At 68.9% G+C, this 15,747-nt stretch carries 14 protein-coding genes and 1 pseudogene; 5 read left to right on the forward strand and 10 right to left on the reverse strand.

Features of this window, described 5'->3' with window-relative positions; genetic code table 11:
* Window positions 1-80 precede the first annotated feature (80 nt).
* Window positions 81-710, forward strand: a complete 630-nt coding sequence (locus ACIREE_RS35245) for a TetR/AcrR family transcriptional regulator (RefSeq protein ID WP_404161684.1) — start codon at window positions 81-83, stop codon at window positions 708-710.
* A gap of 70 nt (window positions 711-780) precedes the next feature.
* Window positions 781-945, forward strand: a pseudogene (locus tag ACIREE_RS35250) (alpha/beta fold hydrolase); the annotation flags it as partial.
* Between the two features lie 195 nt (window positions 946-1,140).
* Here ACIREE_RS35250 and ACIREE_RS35255 read toward each other — a convergent pair.
* From ACIREE_RS35255 to ACIREE_RS35300, 10 genes are all read right to left on the reverse strand, one after another.
* Window positions 1,141-1,830, reverse strand: a complete 690-nt coding sequence (locus tag ACIREE_RS35255) for a type 1 glutamine amidotransferase domain-containing protein (protein WP_404161686.1) — start codon at window positions 1,828-1,830, stop codon at window positions 1,141-1,143.
* A 92-nt stretch (window positions 1,831-1,922) separates the two neighbouring features.
* The gene (locus ACIREE_RS35260; protein ID WP_404161689.1) at window positions 1,923-2,516 is read right to left on the reverse strand and encodes a TetR/AcrR family transcriptional regulator; all 594 of its coding nucleotides are present in this window, start codon (window positions 2,514-2,516) and stop codon (window positions 1,923-1,925) included.
* Between the two features lie 593 nt (window positions 2,517-3,109).
* Window positions 3,110-3,622, reverse strand: coding sequence for a GNAT family N-acetyltransferase (locus tag ACIREE_RS35265; RefSeq protein WP_404161692.1), 513 nt, complete (start codon window positions 3,620-3,622; stop codon window positions 3,110-3,112).
* A gap of 190 nt (window positions 3,623-3,812) precedes the next feature.
* A complete protein-coding gene (locus tag ACIREE_RS35270) occupies window positions 3,813-4,697 on the reverse strand; it encodes a shikimate dehydrogenase (RefSeq protein WP_404161695.1) in 885 nt (294 codons plus the stop codon).
* A 102-nt stretch (window positions 4,698-4,799) separates the two neighbouring features.
* Entirely contained in the window at window positions 4,800-5,534 is a 735-nt protein-coding gene (locus ACIREE_RS35275; protein ID WP_404161698.1) for an ABC transporter ATP-binding protein, read from the reverse strand.
* Window positions 5,531-7,363, reverse strand: a complete 1,833-nt coding sequence (locus ACIREE_RS35280; protein WP_404161701.1) for an ATP-binding cassette domain-containing protein — start codon at window positions 7,361-7,363, stop codon at window positions 5,531-5,533. The genes ACIREE_RS35275 and ACIREE_RS35280 overlap by 4 nt, the downstream gene beginning before the upstream one ends.
* Window positions 7,360-8,229, reverse strand: coding sequence for a branched-chain amino acid ABC transporter permease (locus tag ACIREE_RS35285; protein ID WP_404161704.1), 870 nt, complete (start codon window positions 8,227-8,229; stop codon window positions 7,360-7,362). The genes ACIREE_RS35280 and ACIREE_RS35285 overlap by 4 nt, the downstream gene beginning before the upstream one ends.
* 7 nt (window positions 8,230-8,236) lie before the next feature.
* On the reverse strand, window positions 8,237-9,397 hold the full coding sequence (locus ACIREE_RS35290; RefSeq protein WP_404161707.1) for an ABC transporter substrate-binding protein: 1,161 nt from the start codon (window positions 9,395-9,397) through the stop codon (window positions 8,237-8,239).
* Between the two features lie 49 nt (window positions 9,398-9,446).
* Window positions 9,447-11,198 carry a thiamine pyrophosphate-binding protein gene (locus ACIREE_RS35295; protein WP_404161710.1) on the reverse strand — a complete coding sequence of 584 codons (1,752 nt, stop codon included), beginning with the start codon at window positions 11,196-11,198 and terminating at the stop codon, window positions 9,447-9,449.
* Entirely contained in the window at window positions 11,195-12,697 is a 1,503-nt protein-coding gene (locus ACIREE_RS35300) for an aldehyde dehydrogenase family protein (RefSeq protein ID WP_404161713.1), read from the reverse strand. The genes ACIREE_RS35295 and ACIREE_RS35300 overlap by 4 nt, the downstream gene beginning before the upstream one ends.
* Window positions 12,698-12,898: 201 nt before the next feature.
* On the opposite strand from ACIREE_RS35300, the gene ACIREE_RS35305 reads away from it, so the two are divergent.
* Genes ACIREE_RS35305 through ACIREE_RS35315 form a run of 3 tightly spaced genes read left to right on the forward strand, consistent with a single transcriptional unit; the run spans window position 12,899 to window position 15,715 of the window.
* Complete coding sequence (locus tag ACIREE_RS35305; RefSeq protein ID WP_404161716.1) at window positions 12,899-13,666, forward strand: IclR family transcriptional regulator; 768 nt, start codon at window positions 12,899-12,901, stop codon at window positions 13,664-13,666.
* 40 nt (window positions 13,667-13,706) lie between these two features.
* Window positions 13,707-14,906: a CaiB/BaiF CoA transferase family protein gene (locus tag ACIREE_RS35310; RefSeq protein ID WP_404161719.1), complete on the forward strand. Its 1,200-nt coding sequence runs from the start codon at window positions 13,707-13,709 to the stop codon at window positions 14,904-14,906.
* Window positions 14,903-15,715: a citryl-CoA lyase gene (locus ACIREE_RS35315; protein ID WP_404161721.1), complete on the forward strand. Its 813-nt coding sequence runs from the start codon at window positions 14,903-14,905 to the stop codon at window positions 15,713-15,715. The genes ACIREE_RS35310 and ACIREE_RS35315 overlap by 4 nt, the downstream gene beginning before the upstream one ends.
* Window positions 15,716-15,747: the final 32 nt, after the last annotated feature.

Raw genomic sequence — 15,747 nt, forward strand, 5'->3', positions numbered from 1 at the left:
ACCCTCCAGAGATTGGATCAACCTATCCAAAATTACGTAGCTAGAATTGGATAGTCAAATCCAATTCGGGGAGGTCGGCAGTGGCGCCGCGTTCAGCACGACAGGAAGCTCCGAGTACGCACAAGGGCCGGGCGACACGGGACCGAATCGTCGCCGCCGCTGCGGAACTCATGTACCGCCAGGGCGTGGCAGGCACCAGCACTCCGACGGTCCGGGACGCCGCCGGAGTCAGCTCGTCGCAGATCTACCACTACTTCGCCGACAAGGACGACCTCACCCGGGCTGTCATCACATTCCAGTCCGAGGCGATCTTGTCCCACCAGGCCTCCCTGCTGGCCGGCCTCGACAGTCTCGACAGTCTCAGGTCCTGGCGCGACGCCGTGGTGGATGCGGCCCGGCAGCACAACGGCGCCGGCGGCTGCCCGCTGGGCAGCCTGTCGAGCGAGCTGTCCGACACCCACCCCTGGGCCCGGGACGCTCTGGCCGCCGACTTCACCGCCTGGGCCGATGCCCTCCGCAACGGTCTGACCACCCTGATCGACAACGGCACGCTACGAAGCGACACCGACCCCCACACACTTGCCCAGGCGCTGCTTGCCGCCCTGCAAGGCGGCCTCCTCCTCACCCAGGCACAGCACACCACCCACGCGCTCGAAGCGGCGCTGGACACCGTCATCGCCCACATCGCCCAGCACGCCACCGCGGAGTAAGGCACGCCCTCGGCCTCGGCCCAGCGCCGCGCCTCCTCCGCATCAGCGCCGACTCCCCTGCCCTGGCCCACCGATGTCCTGGCCCACCGACTTCCGGGCCGACATCCCCCGGATCGACGTTCCCGCCCCGATCGTCCACGGCACCGCCGGCCGTACGCTCCCCATCGACGCCACCGAACGACGCTTCGCCACGGCGCTGCCCGCCGCGCAGTACGAAGAGATCAACGGCGGCCCACCGCAGAGCCGCGCGTTGCGGTGCGGGCCCGTCACCTCGTCGCCGCGGGCGGTGAGTTGCGGAGCGAGCCCCGTGCCCCGCGGTCACCGGACGGCACCGCGTAGACCCCGCGGCCACCGGACGGGCCGAACCGGCGTAAGCAGCCGGTTCGGCCGAGGCGCTCACCAGGTCACCACGACTCGCTGACGCGGGTGCTCACGCGCCGGCGTTGCCGGTCAGCTTGATGAGGGCGGCGGCCGCGGGGCCGGAGGAGGCCGGGTTCTGTCCGGTGATCAGCAGGCCGTCCCGCACGACGTAGGGCCCCCAGTCGTCGCCCTTGGAGTACTCGCCGCCCAGGCGCTTCAGCTCGTCCTCGACGAGGAAGGGGACGACGTCGGTGAGGCCCACTCCTTCCTCCTCCGAGTTGGCGAATCCGGTGACCTTCTTGCCCCGCACCAGCGGTGTGCCGTCCTCGTCGACCGCGTGGCGCAGCACGCCGGGGGCGTGGCAGACCACGGCGAGCGGCTTGCCCGAGCGCAGGGTCTCCTCGATCAGCCGCTTGGAATCCGCGTCCTCGGCCAGGTCCCACAGGGGGCCGTGGCCGCCGGGGTAGAACACCGTGTCGAAGTCCTGGGCCGAGACCGAGTCCAGGCGCACGGTGCTCGCGAGCGCCGCGGTCGCCTGCGCGTCGGCCTCGAACCGGCGGGTCTGCTCGGTCTGGAAACCGGGCTCGTTGCTCTTCGGGTCCAGCGGCGGCCGGCCGCCCTGGGGAGAGGCGAGGGTGATCTCCCAGCCTGCCTCGCTGAACTCGTAGTAGGGCGCCGCCAGTTCCTCCAGCCAGAACCCGGTCTTACGGCCAGTGGTGCCGAGCTCGTCGTGCGAGGTAAGAACGATGAGGACCTTCATGTCCGTCTCCTTGAATGGTGAATATTAGACTGGTCGTCTACTTCTGGGCAAGAGAATTCCACGCTACCCGTCGGGCGTGGAATTGCGAGCTTCTACACGTGCAGGAGCTGGCGGGTCATCGCCATGGAGGTGTCGATCGGCGCGAGACTGCGGTGGATTTTGGCCATGACACTCGCACCGAGCCACATGTCGTACAGGCTCTGCGCCGTGCCGCGAGGGTCTCCGTCCACCACGATCGACCCGTCCTCGAGGCCCTCGGCGATCGTCCGGTCGATACGGCCGACGATCGCACTCGTGCCCTCCTTCATCACCAGCCGCATCGACTCCGACAGATCGGAGACCTCGGCGCCGAGCTTCACGGCAAGACACTTGCCCTGGCACTCGTCGACGCCCTGCGTCTCCCGCCACTGCCGCCAGTAACCCATCAGCCGCTCGGCGGCCGTCCGACCGGACCGCGCGAGCGTGCGGTCCATGTCGACGAGGTACTCCTCGAAGTAGTTCTTCAGCAACGCTTCACCGAAGGCGTCCTTCGAAGCGAAGTAGTGATAGAAGGAGCCCTTCGGCACACCGGCCTCCGCGAGCACCTCATTGATACCGACCGCGGAGTAGCCCTTGTGGGCCATGATCCGCTGGGCGGCTTCGAGGATGTTCCGACGAGTGTCGGTACTGCGTGCGGTGACTGGCATGCCTGAAACATAGCGCACGACTAGACCGGTCGTCTAGTTCGGGACCGATCGCGCGAACGCTCATCACCCACCGCTTCCCCCTCGACGAGGCCGCGGAGGCCTTCCGCATTGCGGGTGACCGGGCCACCAAGGTGAGCAGTTTCGGTCAATGCCTGCGCGTTCTTGCCGCCTGTCGAGCGAACGCGCAGAGTGACAGGGCCAGTTGATCACGACGTTGAGGATCCGGCATGCCGCACCACCTCACCGCGCTCACCCCGCACCGTGCTCTGCCTAGTCAGCGCCCGGTGGCCCGGCGCCGGGGCGTGCCGATGTTCGTCGCCCTGCGTTCCGCCTCGGCCTCCGGCGACTTCGTCCGCCAGGGACCCGAGGCGTGGCACGGCGGCCCCATCGCGCTCGTGCGGGACGGTGACACGGTCGTCGTGGACTCCGCCCGGACCGGCCCGTCGAGCGCGGCGTCCTCAGCAAGTACGTGGCAGTCGTCGGGTCGGCATCGGACGGCGCGGTCACCATGTGACGCGGTACGGGGTTCCTGCGCGGGGCCGGGCCGCGCGGGCCCGGCCCCGCTCAACCGACGCCACCCGAAACGCGAAAGGCTAGTCAGTGTTCGGCGTCGTGTCGGTCCATGCGATCTCGAAGTACCTGACGCGTTCGTCTTGTCCGGCCGGCCGCATGCCGGCTGCCGTCATGACGTGGTGGGACGCGATGTTGTCGTGGTCGGCGTCGCCTTTGACGCAGGTGGCGCCGCGTTCCCGCGCGAACAGCAGCAGTTCGCGGAGGGCTTCGGAGGCATATCCCTTGCCCCGCGCCGACGGGACGAGGCCGTAGCCGACGGTGACACTGCCGTGCGCGTCCGCAGGTCCGTGGAAGCCCAGGCCGCCGATGGCCCGACCGTCCTCGCGGCGACGGATCTCGTAATTGCCGAACGGCTGGGGGTCACCGGTGCTCGCGCAGGTACCCAGGAAGCGCCTGGCGGCGGACACGTCCCCATCGGTGGGGTATCCGGGCGCCCATCGGGCACCGCTGTCCGACTCGCCCGCCACCACGCGCTCGGCCTCGCCGACGGTCATCGGATGAAGCACGAGCCGCGCTGTCACAAGATCGCCCATGGCAGGGAGGAGTATCACGCGAGGCGACCAGCCCGCACTCGAATTACCCGACCGGGCAGCGCCAGTCTCAGTCTCAGCGAGGCCGGAGCAGGGCGCGGGGTGCCCGGTCGCCGATCCAGGCGGTGCCGGCCGAGTAGGCGGTGGTCCCGCCGAGCCCCACTCGGTCTTCTCCAGGTATGCGACGTGCCTGCTACGTGTGGGCCTGGATGCCCGCGGTCATCTCGGCGAAGTCGGCGAGCATGTGAGGTACCGAAGGGTCTCGTCCGGTGAAGAGACGGAAGGCGTCGGCCGCCTGGTGGACGAGCATGCCTCCGCCGTGCAGAACCGTGCATCCCCTCGCGTCAGCAGTGGCCAGGAGGGGAGTAGGGAGAGGGTGGTAGTTGACATCGGCCACCCAGAGCCGCGGATGCAGTGCCGACTCCGTCAGGGGAAGCCGCAGATCGTGTTCGGTACCGACGGGGGAAGCATTGACCAGTCCGTCGGCGTTCATCGTTCGCTCGGCAGCTTCTGACGCCGTACATGGCCTGGCCCATGCGGCGCCCGCATGGTCGTTGAGGGCCTTGGCGAGGCTGACGGCACGGTCCAGGTCCGGATCTGTGAGGGAGAGCCGCCCCACCCCGAGGTCGAAGAGCGCGTGTCCGACGGCCGCGCCGGCGCCTCCGGCTCCCAGCTGTACGACGCTTCCCAGGGCTGCTCCCGGGAGGCCGCGTGCGAACGCCGCGGCGAAGCCGGACACGTCCGTGTTGTGGCCGACGGCTGTCCCGTCCCGGGTGAACACCACGGTGTTGACGGCGCCCACGCGCAAGGCGGAAGGGGCGAGGCGGTCCAGGTGAGGCATCACCAGCTGTTTGTAGGGGTGGGTGATGTTCAGACCCGAGAAGCCGAGAAGCTGCACCTTGCGGAGGCGGTCGGCCAGGTACGTGCCGCACTCGGCGTGCGGCGGATTCATGTCCTGGAGGCGATAGAGGTAGCGCACGCGGTGCCGACGGCCTTCGCGTTCATGGAGTTCGGGGCTGAGGGACTTCTTGATGCCCCTTCCGATGAGAGCCGCCACGTATGAGTTCTGGGTCACCATGACTCCGCCCGAGCGCTATGGACTATCTAGTTCGTTATCCATACCAGCAAGTTCGCTGCGCAGGAAGGCTGTCCGCGCGGAGAACGTCGTCGACAGCACGGGTCACAGACCGAGGTAGACCTCGCGTACACGGGGATCGTGACTGAGCTCTTCGGAGCTTCCGGTCAGGGCGGCTTCCCCGTTCTCCATGACGATGCAGTGGCTGGTGACGCCGAAGGTCAGCTTGGCGTTCTGTTCCACCAGCAGCAGGCTCAGCCCCTCCTCCCGCAGTCTCAGCAGGACGTCGAGGATATTGCCGACGAGTTTGGGGGACAGGCCCATGGACGGTTCGTCCAGGATGAGCAGGCGCGGCCGGCTCATGAGAGCGCGGCCCATGGCGAGCATCTGCTGCTGCCCGCCGGAGAGCGCGCCCGCGAGCCGGTGCCGCATCTCCCCCAGTACGGGGAACAGGTCGTAGATCTCGACGAGTTGCTGGTGCGTCTCCTTGTTCCAGGGCCGGGCGTACGCCCCCAGCAGCAGGTTCTTCTCGACCGACAGGCCGGAGAAGACGTGCCGCCCCTCGGGGACGTAACCGATCCCGTGGTGGACCATGTCCCGGGCCTTCGCCTTGGACAAGTCCCTGGCGCCCAGGGTGATACGGCCGCTGCTGCGCGGCACATGTCCCATGAGGGCTTTGAGCGTGGAGGTCTTGCCGGCGCCGTTGGCTCCGATGATTCCCACGGACTGGCCGGGTTCCACGGTGAAGCCGATGTTGCTGACGGCGCGGACGCCTCCGTAGTGCACGCTGAGGTCATCCACGGTGAGACGCGGCGCCTGGCCGGCGAGGGCGGAGTTCACGATGTCGCCTCCTTCGCGCGGTGCGGTCGGTCGGTCCCCGGTGAGGGATCCGGCTGGAGGTCGCTCAGTTCGGAGTCGCCCAGGTAGGCCTCGATGACTTCGGGAGTCGCGACGACGTCGTGCGGTGTACCCTCCGCGATGATCTTCCCGCTGGACAGGACCGTGACCTTCTCGCACAGCGACATGACCAGTCCCATGTTGTGCTCGATGAGGACGACCGTGGTGCCGCTGTCGCGGATCGAGCGCACGATCCTGACGAGTTGCTGGACCTCTTCGCCGTTGAGTCCTGCGGCCGGTTCGTCGAGGAGGAGCAGGCGTGGCCGGGCGGCCATCGCTCGGGCGATTTCGATGCGGCGCTGAATGCCGTAGGGCAGTGAGGTCGGGTCCGCGTCCGCGAAGTCGGTGAGGCCGAAGCGCTTGAGTGTCTCGTCCGCCTGGCTGCGCAGGCGCCGCTCCTGCTGGATCACGCCGGGTTGCCACAGCGCGTATCGCCAGATGGCGCGGGTGCGCGAGCGGTCCAGAGCGACGAGGACGTTCTCCCGTACGGTCAACTGCCGGAACAGGCGCAGGTTTTGGAAGGTGCGGGCCATGCCCGCCAGGGACAGGGCATAGGGACGTGCGGCGGTGGTGTCGGAGTCGGCGAAGCGGACCGTGCCGGAGGTGGCCCGGTAGAAGCCACTGATGACGTTGAACAGGGTCGTCTTGCCGGAGCCGTTGGGGCCTACGATGCCGCGGATCTCGCCGGTGTCGACGGTGAGGGAGACGTCGTCCAAGGCGCGCAGGCCGCGGAACTGTTTGCTTACGGAGTCGATGCGCAGCAGGGCGCCGGCCTGCGCGGACTGCACTGGTTCGTACGGTGTGAAGGTGCGCAGTTCGGCGCGGGTGGTGCTGTGGCCGCGCCGATGGCGGTACTGAGCTCGAACACGGGCGGGGATGCCGGCCAGGCCGGTGGGGGCGAAGACGACCATGAGGACGACGACCACTCCGTAGCCGAGTTGGGCGTAGGTGGAGAAGTCCGAGAGCCATTCCCGTACGAGGGTGAGGCCGATGGCGCCGATGACGCAGCCGACGAGGGAGCGGCGGCCGCCGATGACGACCATGGCGAGCAGGATGAACATGTTGCTGATGGAGAACGTCTCGGGCGCCACGTAGCGGATGAGTCCGCCGTAGAGGATGCCGGCCAGGCCGCCGTAGAGGCTGGCGAGGAGGAAGGCGGTCATGCGCAGGAGCGGGATCTCGGCGCCCATCGCGCCCGCTGCCAGGGAGTCGTCGCGCATGGCGCGCAGTCGGCGGCCGAGCGACGTGTGGACGACGAACAGTCCGAAGAAGAGGCCGACGGCGAAGACCACGGCTTCCAGGTAGTAGTAGAGGTATTCACTGGACAGGTCGATGCCGGGCAGCGTGGGTGCGGGGATGCCGGAGATCCCGTCGGCGCCGCCCGTGATGTGTGCGTTGGTGATCCAGTTGATGAATCCCAGGGCGAGGCCGAGGGTGACGATGCCGAGGTAGTGCGACTGCATGCGCAGGGCGGGGACACCGACGAACAGGCCGATCGCGAGCGTACACAACAGCGCGAGGATGGCCGCTGCCCAGAATCCGTAGCCGGAGTGGGTGGTGAGGATGGCGAGCCCGTAGGAGCCGACGCCGAAGAAGGCGACCTGGGCGAGGTTGATCTGCCCGGAGATGCCCATGGCCAGGCCCATACCGATGGCCAGCAAGGCGTAGATGAGGGCGATGTTGACGACGTGAATGGTGTACGTGCCCAAGCCGTAAGGCAGGGCGAAGGCTGCTATGGCGAGCGCGGCGATGGTTGCGAGGCGTGCTTTCATGCGCGGCTGACCGTCCTTTCGCCGAAGATGCCGGTGGGCCGGATCATGATCGCGACGGTGAACACGAGGAAGGTCACCAGTACCGAGTAGCCCTGGAAGTGGCCGGCCGCGTAGGAGTCGAGGACGCCGATGATGATGCCGCCGGTCACCGCACCGTTGATGGAGCCGAATCCGCCGAGCATGGCGGCGGCGAAGCCCTTGATGCCGAGCGCGCCGCCGAGGGAGGCGTCTACGTAGAGCATGGGGCCGACGAGTCCGCCGGCGAGTGCCGCCAGGCCGGCGCCGATGGCGAAGGCCAGGGCGTTGCTGCGGCCGACGTCGATGCCGACCGCGGTGGCGGCTTCGTGGTCCATGGCGGCAGCCTGCATGGCGGCGCCGCGCTTGGTGCGGGAGAGGAAGAAGGTGAGGGCGACGACGGCGAGTGTGGCGACGCCCATGACGAGCAGGTCGTAGGTGCGGACCCGGATGCCGAAGACGTCCAGGGGCGCGGAGTCCAGCGGGGAGGGCACGGCACGGCCGGTGGTGCCCCAGATGAGGATGGCCACGGCCTGGAGGACGATGCCGAAGCCGATCGTGCCGATCAGCATCAGGTCGAAGTCCTTGTTCTCCAGCGGCCGCAGGACACGCTCGATGACCAGGCCGATGGCGCCCGTGACGACGATGGCCACGACCATCGCGACGGCGAAGGGCAGCTTGGAGGTGAGGTAGAAGGTGGAAGCGGCGTAGGCGCCGATCATGGCGATGTCGGCGTGCGCGAAATTGACCAGGCCCATGGTGCGGTAGACGAGCGAGAAACCCATGGCGACCAGGGCGTAGACAGCGCCGAGGCTCAGGCCGCTGACGAGTGTCTGGAGAGTGTCCTGCACGACGGCCTCACTTCTGGGCGACGAGCTTGCCGTCGCGGATGACACCGATGGTGGTCTTGGTGATGCCGACGCCGTTCTCGCCGAACTTGAAGGTGCCGAGCAGTCCTTCGTAGGTGGTGTCGCGGATCGCGTCGGCGAGCTTCTTGCCGACGGCGACGTCACTGTTCTTCAGCGCGGTGAGGACGATGTTGGTGCCGTCGTACGCCTTGGCGCCGTGCAGTTCGGCCTCTTCGCCGTAGGCGGCCTTGTAGGCGGCGGCGAACTTCTGGGCGGCCGGGCTGATGTCATTGCTGAGGTAGGGGGAGCTGACGAAGGTGCCCTCGGCGGCCTTCTTGCCCGCGGTGTCGATAAAAACGGGGGTGCCCTGCGGCGCCGCACCCGCGAAGGGGGCGTCGATACCGAGGTCGCGTGCCTGCTTGACGATGAGCCCGGCCTCGACCTCTTCCGAGCCGATGAAGATCACCTCGGGCTTCGCCGAGCGGATCTTGGTGAGCGCGGCGCTGAAGTCCTTCTGGTCGGTGGTGACGATCTGGTCGGAGACCGGGCTGACACCGAGGCCCTTGACTGCCTTGGCGAAGGCGTCGTGCTCGCCCTTTCCGAACGACCCGTTGTTGGTGATCATCGCGATCTTCTTGTAACCCTTGTCCTGGACAAGGAACTTCGCGAGCGTGCTGTCGTACGTGGTGCTGGTGGGCCCGTTGAGAAACAGGAAGGGGCTCTTCTGGGCGACGAGGGCGTCGGCCTGCCCGGAGGTGATGTTGGGGATCTCCGACTGCTTGAGGACCGGGGCCATGGCGACGGTGACGGCGCTCTCCGCGGTACCGATCATGGCGATGTACTTCTCACTGGCTATCTTGCGCGCCAGATTGGTTCCCGTGGTGGGGTCGCCCTGGGAGTCGAACGACTTCATCTGGATCGTGCGGCCGTCGATGCCGCCCTTCTTGTTCCACTCGTCGATGGCGAGCTTGGCGCCCTTGTACTCCCACTCCCCCAGCGAGGAGAGCTGGCCGCTGCGGGCGTCGACAACGGCGATCTTGATGGGCCCCGAGCCGGACCCCGCCTTCTCGGCTTTCTCTCCGGGGGCGCTGCAGGCGGTCACAGCAGCCACCAGGGCGATGGCGGCGATCAGCAACGGGCGTGGCGCGGACGGGCGGGCGGGGCGGTTCATGCGGTCACCTCGTGATAGGCGGAAGGCTGGAGGGAGGCGTGGGGGCCGGTCAGATCGTGTCGGCCGGGAAGCGGCCGGCGTAGATGTCCTTGATGTTCCAGTGGCCGGGGGTGGGCACCGGTTCGTTGACCATGGGAACGTCGAGGACGGCGGGGCGGCGGCGGGTGAGGGCGCTCTCGAGGGCCTTGCGCAGCTCGCCGGGTGAGGCGATGGTGTAGCCGTCGGCGCCGCAGGCCTGCCCGTACTGGGCGAAGTCGGGGCTGTAGGACTGTCCCTCGGCGTCGGTGAACTCGCAGCCGTAGGAGCGTCCGAAGGACGATGCCTGGAGGTCGGCGATGGTGCCGTGCGCGCGGTTGTTCATCACGACGAAGATCACCGGCGCCCCCTGTTCGACGGCCATCGGCACGGCGGGCAGTTGGGCGCTCATGCCGCCGTCGCCGATCAGGGCGACCACGACGCGATCCGGCTGAGCGATCTGGACGCCCACCGCGGCCGCCGGTCCGAAGCCCATCGTCGAGGCACCGCCCGGTGTGATGAAGCGGCCCTGCTCGGGCAGTTCGTAGCACTGCGCGACGCCGTTCTTGTTCCAGCCGACATCGGTGACCAGTACGGCGTTGTCGGGCAGGGCTTCGCGCAGATCGGTGAGGATGCGCTGGGGGCGCAACGGGAAGTTGTCGCTGCGGCCGGCGTCCCTGGCCGCGGCGAAGACCGCGCCGCGGGCGGCGGCGATCCCCTCGCGCAGCCCGGGACGGGTCACGGCGGTGGTCTGCCGGGCCCGGACGGCCGTGCCGATGCGCTGCAGGCTGAGCTCCACGTCGGCGACGGCTCCGATGTGGACCGGATAGTTGCGGCCGATCTCGGCGGGGTCGATGTCGATCTGCATCAGCTTGCTGGGCGGGAAGTTCCAGGTGTAGGTGCTGTCCCAGCTGCTGGCGTCGGTCTCGGCGAAGCGGGTGGCGAGCGCGAGCACGACGTCGGCGCCCTTGGTGTGTTCGTGGGTGGTGTCCAGGCCCCAGAAACCTGGCATGCCCAGGAGCAGGGGGTGACGGTCGGAGAGGGTGCCCTTGCCCATCAGGGAGTGCGCCAGGGGAATGTCCAGGTACTCGGCGAGGTCGAGCAGCGCGGCGCGGGCGCCGGCGCCGCGCAGCCCGCCGCCGAAGTAGATCAGCGGGCGTTCCGCCTGAAGGAGCGTCTCGGCGATGCGGTCGGCGGTGGCCGCGTCCAGTCCTGGCCTGCCCAGGTGGCCGGGGAGCGGGTGATCGTCCGCGTAGGGCGCCACCGGCCGGTTGAACAGGTCCATGGGCACGTTGATCAGGACGCTGCCCGGGCGCCCGCTCGTGGCGGTGAAGAAGGCCCGTTCGGTGACGCGCGGCAGGTCCTGCGCACGCTGCACTTCCCAGGTGCGCTTGCAGAAGGGCCGGTAGATGGCCGTCTGGTCCGCGTCCGCGTGAAGGTTGACCTCCTGATGCGGGTGCCGACCGTAGTAGTAGGAGGGGATGTCTCCGGTGATGACGACCAGGGGTACGGAGTCGAGGGCGGCGGTGGCGACGCCGGTGACGGCGTTCATCATGCCGGGGCCGACGTGGGTGAGCAGGACACCGGGGCGGCCGGTGGCGCGGGCGTAGCCGTCGGCGGCGTGGGCGGCGGCCTGTTCGTGGCGGGCGATGACGAACTCGATGGAGCTGGGCCCGATGGCGTCCAGGAGAGCGATGTTGGTGTGGCCGCAGGTGCCGAAGACGTACTCGACTCCGTAGGACTCCAGTTGGGCGACGAGGGCTTCGGCCGCGGTGACGGTGCTCACGAGTTCTCCTTGGGCAGCTCGCGGTGTTCGCCCCAGACGGACAGTCCGCGCAACATGAGGGTCTTGACGACGGTGTAGTCGTCGATGAGCCAGCGGGGGGCCTCTCGGCCGAAGCCGGAGTCCTTCACCCCGCCGAACGGCACATGGTCGAGGCGGTAGTTGGAGGATCCGTTGACGATCAGAGCGCCGACCTGGAGGCGTCGCCAGGCGGTGAGGATCCGGCGGATGTCGTGGGTGAACAGTCCTGCCTGCAGTCCGTAGCGGCTGTCGTTGCAGGCGTCGATGACCGTGTCGAAGTCGTCGTAGGGGATGACGGCGACCAGCGCGCCGAACACTTCGTGGACCACGACGTTGGCGTGCGCGGGCGGGTCGGCGATGATCGTGGGCGCGGCGGTGGCTCCGTCCCGGGTGCCGCCGCGCACCACGCTCGCGCCGAGTCCGGCGGCCTCCTTGGACCACTGCACGACGCGCTCGGCGGCGTCCTCGTCGACCATCGATCCGATGTCGGTGCCCTCGTCCAGCGGGTCACCGATCACGAGGGCGTCGACCGCGGCGGTGAACGCGTCCAGGAAGGTGTCGAAGCGGCTGCGGTGGACGTAGACGCGCTGCACGGAGATGCAGCTCTGGCCGCTGTTGCTGTAGCCGTTCTTGGCGCAGAGCGCCGCGGCCACCTCGGTGTCGGCGTCCTCGCAGACGATGGTGGCCGCGTTGCCGCCCAGTTCGAGGGCGAGGCGCTTGGCACCGGCGGCGCGGGCCACGGAGGCCCCCGTGGCGGCGCTGCCCGTGAAGCTGATAACGCTGACTTCCTCGGCCGCGCACAGCGCCGCCCCGACATCGCCGCCGCCGTGCAGGAGTTGTACCGCCTGGTGGGGCATGCCGCTCTCCAGCAGGAGCGCGACGATCGCGGTCGAGATACCAGGTGCTTGCGGGGGTGCCTTGACCAGCGTGGTGTTGCCGGCCGCGAAGGAGGCGCCCAGCTTGTGGGCCAGCAGGTTGGCGGGCGCGTTGAACGGGGTGATGGCCAGGGCCACACCTGCCGGGGCGCGGTAGGTCAGCGCCGTATTGCCGATGCCGGTGTCCCAGCCCGCCACCGGCAGGTTCTCGCCGTCGATGCGGCGGGCCTCGGCGGCGCACACGGCGAAGGTGGAGGCGACGCGGTCGATCTCGGTACGGCTGTCCTTGAGCGGCTTGCCGAGTTCCAGCGCGAGCAGGCGGGCGAGCCGGTCCCGGTGGGCAGTGGCGGCGCGGGAGGCGGCTTCCAGGGTGGCGGCGCGTGCGGACGGCGCCAGGGAAGCGACTTGATCGGCGTACCGGCCGCTGTGCCGCAGGGAGTTGGCGATATCGGCCGAGGTGGCGGTGGGTGCCTGGCTGACGGTGCGTCTGAGGAAGGGGCCGGTGCGTGATTGGGGCGGGCCCTCGCCTCCCCAGGTTCCGGCTATGAGGGGCAGGGCGTCGATGACTTCGCTCGAGTCGGCGGCCTTGAGAAGGTCTTGCAGCATCACATCTCCAGAAAAAACCATCTAGTGGTTTTCGTGGACTGCTCTGTGGACTGGCGTGTAACGTACGGGCGCCGAGAGGCCGTGGCAATAGGTCGGCGCCAGGAAGTTCCGGCAAGTTCACGAACAGAGCGCCGCTGGTGGAGGCTGACAACCTGAGCCATCCCCGATCAGCCGATGGCCCCGACACACGGAGGAGAGAGCATGGAAGCGGAACAGAACCAGAACGGGGTACGCAGTGTGCGCCGCGCCCTGGACATCCTGTCGCTGCTGACTGAAGATCAGCCCACCGTGCCGCTGCGCGACATGGTGGAGGCCACCGGTCTGCCCAAGACCACCGTGGTCCGCCTGGTGCAGACTCTCGAGCAGTACGGCCTGCTGTGGGCGTCCCCCGGCGGCTACACGGCCGGTCCGGGTCTGTGGCGCTGGGCCCATCTGGCGCACACCAGCTGGGAGTTGCCGGCCGACACCCAGAAACTCCTGCGCGAGCTGTCCGACCGGCGCGGCGAGACGGCCAACCTGATGATCCGGCGCGACATCCACCGGGTGTGCGTCGCCCAGCAGGAGAGCCCGCAGCCACTGCGGCATGTGGTGCGGGTGGGCGACGAACTGCCGCTCTGGGCCGGCGCGTCATCGAAGGTCCTGCTCATCGGGGCCACCGACGGCCTGCTGCAACGTATCGCCGCCGCCTCGCCACACGGCGTGGCGCACGCACAGCAGTTGCGGCTGTGGGCGGACGAGGCGGCGGAGCACGGCTTCGCCTCCAGCCACGGCGAGCGCGACATCGGCCTGACCGCGGTCGCCGTGCCCATCCGCTCGCAGTCCGGTGTGGTGGTCGCCTCGCTCTCCCTCAGCGGTCCCAGCGCCCGCATCCCCGCCCCGGTGATCGAGGAGTTCGCGCAGGACCTGCTGGAGGTCGCCGCGCAGATCGCATCCCAGGGTTTCGCCCACCCCCTGGGGCCGCGCACTTAACCCACGCGCGCCGTACTCCGGCGCCCGGAAGGAGACATACATGCACGGACGACCGCTGGACGGCATACGCGTTCTGGACCTGACGAATGTGCTGGCCGGGCCCTACTGCAGTTATCAACTCATGCTCCTAGGCGCGGAAGTGGTCAAGATCGAACGGCCCGGCCAGGGAGATCTCGCCCGGAGCCTCGGCCCCGACGCCGCTTTGAACCGGGACGGGATCGGGGCCTCCTTCCTCGCGCAGAACGCGGGCAAAAAGTCGCTCGAGCTCGACCTGAAGGACACCGCCGACCGGGCCGTCTTCGAGGACCTGGTGGCTGGTGCCGACGTACTGCTGGAGAACTTCCGGGCCGGAGTACTGACGCGGATGGGCCTCGGTCCGGAGCGGCTCCGCGAGCTCAACGAGCGGCTCGTGTACTGCTCCATCTCCGGCTTCGGGCACACCGGCCCGATGAGCGAGGCACCCGCCTACGACCAGATCATCCAGGGCCTTACGGGAATGATGAGCATCACCGGGACGCAGGAGACGGCCCCGCAGCGCATCGGCTTCCCGGTGTGCGACACCACCGGCGGGCTGATGGCCGCGCTCACCATCACCTCCGCGCTGCTGCAGCGTGAACGCACCGGCCGGGGCAGCAGGCTCGACGTCTCCATGCTGGAGGCGTCGATGTCCACCATGGGCTGGGCCGTGTCGAACTACCTCGTCAGCGGTGTCCCGCCCCAGCCGCTGAGCGACCAAAACCCCACCGCGGCTCCGTCGGGAACCTTCCAGACCCTTGACGGCCCCCTGAACATCGCGGCCAATCAGCAGCGCCAGTTCGAGACGCTGTGCCGGCTGGTCGGCGCGCCACACCTGGTGAGCGACCCGCGCTTCGCCGAGCGTGAGAGTCGCAAGAATCATCGCGGTGAACTCAACGCCGCGCTCAACGCCGCGCTGTCCCGGCGTCCGGCAGCCGACTGGGAACGCGAGCTCAACGCGGCGGGTGTGCCCGCCGCGCGGGTCCTGACCGTGCCGCAGGCTCTTGAGCAGCCGCAGCTGCGGCACCGCGGTTTTGTCGGCACACTGCCCCATCCCGGGCGCCCCGAACGCACCCTGCAAGTGGTGGGAAACGGCGTGCTCTTCGACGGAGAGGCGTTCACCCCGCCCTCGCCGCCACCCCTGTTGGGCGAGCACAACGATGAGCGCGCCGAGCTCGCCAGGACCTGGGCGACCGCCGGCGCCGAGGAGGCCGCTGCCTCATGACCAGCCCACATGACGAAGCGGCACAGTGGTGGGCCACCGCCGTCAGCCACATCGAACCCGGCAGCATCGAGCTGCGTGACCGTCCCGTCCAAGAACTCATCGGGCGGACCGGCTTCGCGGAGGTGATCTGGCTCCTGCTCCGGGCGGACCTGCCCACCTCGCGTCAGGCTGCGCTCCTGGAAGCGGCCCTGGTCGCCGGAGTGGACCACGGTCCGCAGGCGCCCTCGATCGCCGCTGCCCGGATGGCCGCCACCTGTGGTGTCGGCCTGAACAACGCCGTCGCCACCGGTGTGAACCTGCTCGGCGACGCACACGGCGGCGCGGGCCAACAGTGCGTGGACATGCTCACGGATGTCGTCAAAGCATCATCGGAGGGCGCCAGTTGGGGCGATGCGGCCCTGCGCACCATGGCCGACTGGCAGCGGCGTTCGCGTTACCTGCCAGGCTTCGGACACCGGTTCCACCCCCGAGATCCACGCCGCGACCCGCTGCTGGCGCTCGTCGATCAGGCGGTTGCCGACGGCACGGTGAGCGGTGACTACCTCAAGGCCGCACTGGCCGTCGAAGCCGCCCTGGAACACCGCCGCGCCGGCGCCCGGCCGGTACCGATGAACATCGACGGCGCAACCGCCGTCATCTACGCCGAGCTGGGCTTTCCTGCCCCACTGGCGCGCGGCCTGTTCGTGCTGAGCCGCTCCGTGGGCATCCTGGCCCACGCCTGGGAAGAGTCCGGACAGGGCCGCCGCAACAAGGGCCCCGTCCCCCGCTCCGTGCTGCCCGCCCGGCTGCCCCAGCCGGATGACGCGTGAACAATCCGCGCCCCACCCCTTGTCACACAAGT

Origin of the sequence: Streptomyces sp. NPDC102467 (genome assembly GCF_044765445.1) — a bacterium.
GTDB lineage: Bacteria > Actinomycetota > Actinomycetes > Streptomycetales > Streptomycetaceae > Streptomyces.

Excerpts from the sequence above, each read along its gene's own strand:
- ACIREE_RS35255 (WP_404161686.1), bottom strand. The coding sequence starts at position 1,830 with ATGAAGGTCCTCATCGTTCTTACCTCGCACGACGAGCTCGGCACCACT.
- ACIREE_RS35260 (WP_404161689.1), bottom strand. The coding sequence starts at position 2,516 with ATGCCAGTCACCGCACGCAGTACCGACACTCGTCGGAACATCCTCGAA.
- ACIREE_RS35265 (WP_404161692.1), bottom strand. The coding sequence starts at position 3,622 with ATGGGCGATCTTGTGACAGCGCGGCTCGTGCTTCATCCGATGACCGTC.
- ACIREE_RS35270 (WP_404161695.1), bottom strand. The coding sequence starts at position 4,697 with ATGGTGACCCAGAACTCATACGTGGCGGCTCTCATCGGAAGGGGCATC.
- ACIREE_RS35280 (WP_404161701.1), bottom strand. The coding sequence starts at position 7,363 with ATGAAAGCACGCCTCGCAACCATCGCCGCGCTCGCCATAGCAGCCTTC.
- ACIREE_RS35290 (WP_404161707.1), bottom strand. The coding sequence starts at position 9,397 with ATGAACCGCCCCGCCCGCCCGTCCGCGCCACGCCCGTTGCTGATCGCC.
- ACIREE_RS35300 (WP_404161713.1), bottom strand. The coding sequence starts at position 12,697 with ATGCTGCAAGACCTTCTCAAGGCCGCCGACTCGAGCGAAGTCATCGAC.
- ACIREE_RS35305 (WP_404161716.1), top strand. The coding sequence starts at position 12,899 with ATGGAAGCGGAACAGAACCAGAACGGGGTACGCAGTGTGCGCCGCGCC.
- ACIREE_RS35310 (WP_404161719.1), top strand. The coding sequence starts at position 13,707 with ATGCACGGACGACCGCTGGACGGCATACGCGTTCTGGACCTGACGAAT.
- ACIREE_RS35315 (WP_404161721.1), top strand. The coding sequence starts at position 14,903 with ATGACCAGCCCACATGACGAAGCGGCACAGTGGTGGGCCACCGCCGTC.